Raw genomic sequence first — 670 nt, 5'->3', positions numbered from 1 at the left:
AGCTCATCCACGGTTGTGGCCGGAGGGGGTAACGGGCGACTTCGCCACGCGTCTTGGCCGGTGGCCACCGGCCAAGACGCTAAATCGCTTCCATCGCACAAATCATGCCCGTGCAGATACAAGGGGCTCTCTCCGCGATCACGGCGACAGACGGACTCGCGGAGGCTCCCCCTCACCCGGACCGCATCTTCGATGCGATCCGACCTCTCCCCGCAAGCGGGGCGAGGTGCATCCGGCAAGCCGCGCCTACCTCATCCGGAACTGGCACCGCGCTTCGGTCGTTATATCGTCCGCGTCAATTCGCGCCAATTTGCCAGCGAAGCGTTCACTTCTGTCGGCCACTTTCCGCTAAAATATGCCGGAACGCGTCGCCGATCTCGAGGATACTGCCATGAGTTTCCGCCGCGATGTCATCACTAAGCCGATCTTCGGGTTCGCCCGCGGCGTGATGCCGGCCATGTCGGACACCGAGCGCGAGGCGCTGGAAGCCGGCGACGTCTGGTGGGACGCCGACCTGTTTTCCGGCAATCCCGACTGGTCGAAGCTGGGTGCCGTCCGAAAAGCGGTTGGAATTGAAAGTGGCGTAGTCTCCGGGGTGATCAACCTCGAATCACCCGGCGTTGACGCGCCGGGCTGGAGACCACGCCATGACAAGCGTTACCACGAAGGC

General features: G+C 63.3%; 1 protein-coding gene. It reads left to right on the top strand.

Annotated features, from left to right (window positions below; all coding sequences use genetic code 11):
• Window positions 1-391: 391 nt before the first annotated feature.
• On the top strand, window positions 392-670 hold a 279-nt coding region (locus tag ACZYOF_RS44180; protein ID WP_463719649.1), incomplete at its 3' end, for a hypothetical protein.

Source organism: Bradyrhizobium sp. LeoA1Lang (assembly GCF_055413685.1).
The sequence above is the reverse complement of the archived record's forward strand: the minus strand, read 5'-3'. Positions and strand labels throughout refer to the sequence as shown.